The sequence below is a fragment of the Streptomyces sp. NPDC002206 genome (genome assembly GCF_053593595.1).
This window is the reverse complement of the sequence record NZ_JBSFCW010000088.1, coordinates 1-2,638: the sequence shown is the minus strand read 5'-3', so window position 1 is coordinate 2,638 and position 2,638 is coordinate 1. Positions and strand designations below refer to the sequence as shown.

General features: G+C 67.4%; 2 protein-coding genes and 1 pseudogene. 1 reads left to right on the top strand and 2 read right to left on the bottom strand.

What is annotated here, in order from left to right:
• Positions 1-110: 110 nt before the first annotated feature.
• Together ACWCP8_RS41125 and ACWCP8_RS41120 are read right to left on the bottom strand one after the other, a co-directional pair.
• Positions 111-479: pseudogene (locus tag ACWCP8_RS41125) on the bottom strand (transposase); the annotation flags it as partial.
• Between the two features lie 163 nt (positions 480-642).
• Positions 643-1,359 (bottom strand): hypothetical protein, encoded by a 717-nt coding sequence (locus ACWCP8_RS41120; RefSeq protein ID WP_451121670.1) that lies wholly within the window; start codon positions 1,357-1,359, stop codon positions 643-645.
• 755 nt (positions 1,360-2,114) lie between these two features.
• On the opposite strand from ACWCP8_RS41120, the gene ACWCP8_RS41115 reads away from it, so the two are divergent.
• On the top strand, positions 2,115-2,549 hold the full coding sequence (locus ACWCP8_RS41115) for a hypothetical protein (protein WP_451121668.1): 435 nt from the start codon (positions 2,115-2,117) through the stop codon (positions 2,547-2,549).
• The last annotated feature ends 89 nt before the right edge of the window (positions 2,550-2,638 follow it).

Genomic DNA, 2,638 nt, shown 5'->3' with positions numbered 1-2,638 from the left:
GATCGAACTTGGCCCGCAGCGCCTGTGCAGCGAGGCGGCCTGGCAGACACGCAGTCATATCTCAGACTCCCACCAACACCCCCCTACCGAGCACTTATTGAAATGCGGGCCCCTGCGGTGCCGGAGTACTGGCGCTGCACCCCGGCGGAGGTCTCGCCCTTCTTGATGAAGCCTGTGTCGTCGATGATCAGCACGCCGTTGTCCGCGCCGAGGTGCTCGGCGACGTAGGCGTGCAGGTCGTCGCGGACCTCGTCGGCCTCCCATCGGCTTCGGGAGAGCAGGTGCTGCAGTCCGTCGGGGGTGGCGTGGCCGGCGTATTCGGCGAGCTGCCAGCCGTTCTTGCGGCCCACCGGACCAAGGAGCCCACGGACGTAGTCCCGCATCCGACGCCGGGATTCCACGCGGGCAAAACATCCTCCGATCCGCAAGAGCAGCTCAGCAAGTCCCTCTTCCCACAGGCCCGTTGGTACATCGCTCATGCGAGCGGGCTGCCCGGAACGTTGCCACTACAAGCAGCACGGCCACACCTTCGTGGGACGACTCCCGCAAACGCCGCCCCACCCCCGTCTCAGCCCGCTACACTCCCCACACCCAAGCTGCTGACCAGCGCCAATGAAGAAGCCCGGCTGGAGTACCACTGCGTCACGAGTGGTAGAGCACCCGCACGACCATCGTGTCGCCGGGCAGGCCGTCCAGGTAGGCGTTGAACATCCGCTTGTAGTCGGGGCCGCCAGCCTCCACCCACCGGCCATCGAGGGTGAGCAGGGCGGGGGTGGGCAGCACGGCGGCCACATGGCGGGTCACGTAGGTTTCCAGGTCCTCGTCGAGGTGGAGGGCGGGGTCGGAGGTGAACCGTTCCTCCAGGGCGGGGTCGGCCTCGATCGCCTGGATCAGGGGCTGTTCACGGAAGGCGGCCACGGCGGCCTCCCTGGCGTGGTCCGGCTCCAGATTCCTGGCCCGCTCGGCGAAGTGGTGGAAAGGCAGCGCGGGCGGGTAGCCGTCAGCGAAGGCGCGGTACGCCGTCCAGTTGCCGGCTGCCCGGCGGGCCTTGGCGGCGCGGGGCGTGTCGAAGTCGAGGATGCCGCGCGGGCCGCCATGACAGCAGGAGGGCGGCAGGTCCTCGGGGGGTTTGGTCCAGTCGTCGTATCGCACGAGCCGGGGGTCGTCCTCGTGGCCGGGCAGTACGTCGAAGAGACAGCCCGCCCCGGAAACGAACCAGTAGCTCCACTCGCCCACCCAGTCCGGGTGAGGGCGATCCTCACGGTCATACCAGAAGGGGGCCATGGCCTGCCCGATCGCCTGCTTCAGCCCGTCGGGGCCGACGGGCGGCAGGCAGACGGTGATGCGCTGCTTGCCCATGGTGTCCCCTCCTGTGGTGCGGTCCGTGCTGGGTGCACGGTCGGACGGCGCGTGGTGCGGTGCGCGACCCACCTTGGCAGGCCGCGCCGGTCAGATGACCGGCAGGGGCCCGCAGGAGACGAGTGGGCTCATCCGTCGGCGTGGGCTCGGGCGCGGCGTCCTCGTCACCGAGGTTCTGTCCCGCGGTGTTCCCGCCCAGCATCACGCAACCGCCCTTGGTCGCACGCGATGGCGTGGTCCCACCGGCGTCGCCGCCACCAAGCACGCGCCCGCCGTTGCCACTACAAGCAGCGCGCCCACACGTTTGTAGGACGCCCCGGAAAAGACCACCCCACCCCCGATCCAGCCCACTACACTCCCCACACCCAAGCCGTTGACCAGCGCTAATGAAGAAGTCCGGCTGGAGTACTAGTCGAGACCTCCGGGCGAGTACACGAAGGCTGGCCCTGTGAAGCGACGTATGGGGCCATAGACTTGCCCCTCGAGATAGCGTGGTACAGCGGGGAAGGAGTCCAATGACACCTCCGGTGTGCTGCCGACACTGCGGGAGCACAAACGGCTACCGGCGCACCAACAGCGAGCAGTGGTGGTGCATCACCTGCGACCAAGGAACTCGCATCCCCTCCTGGATGTTGTGCAAAGTTGACACCAGCAAGGGCTCCGATTGGCTACCAGTAACGGGCCCAGTCCGCGCGCCTGAGGCCCTCGCGTGCCCTAAGGGCGGCCGCCACGTCCTGCCCGATGGTGCTGAGGGGATGATCACCGGAGATGAGGATGGCATCTCCGAAGCGCTCGCCGCCGCTTACGAGTGCTGCAAGCCGTGCAAGGCGGACCTGGAGAGGCGGGCCGCGCTCGATGACGGTACTTTGACCGTGTTGATAACCGCAGTTTGGCTGTGCTCCTACGCCCAGGTACGTGCTTCTCAGGGCCTTCCGCCGGCTGACACCGCTGACGAGCTTTTCCCCCCAGTCGTACTCAAGGAACTGGATGCCAGGACTCGCCGTCTCCTCCGTAGGTTGGTGCTGGAACCCGTCGAAGCCCCGGGCGGACGGCCCGCTGCCCAGCCCGAACCTCATAAGCTCGCTGACCTGGTCATCAATGTCGCCAGCGACGAGGAGCGCACCGCGCTTTGGCGAGACGCCCTGGACGGTGCAGTCTCAATCGTGATGATGGAAGCCTCCCACCTCTGACCCGAATCCGCAGGTAGTGGCCGATGGCGAGTTGGATGTGCTCGCCGTCGGCCGTTGACGTGTTCGAACGGCTGTTGTGCGGATGGGGG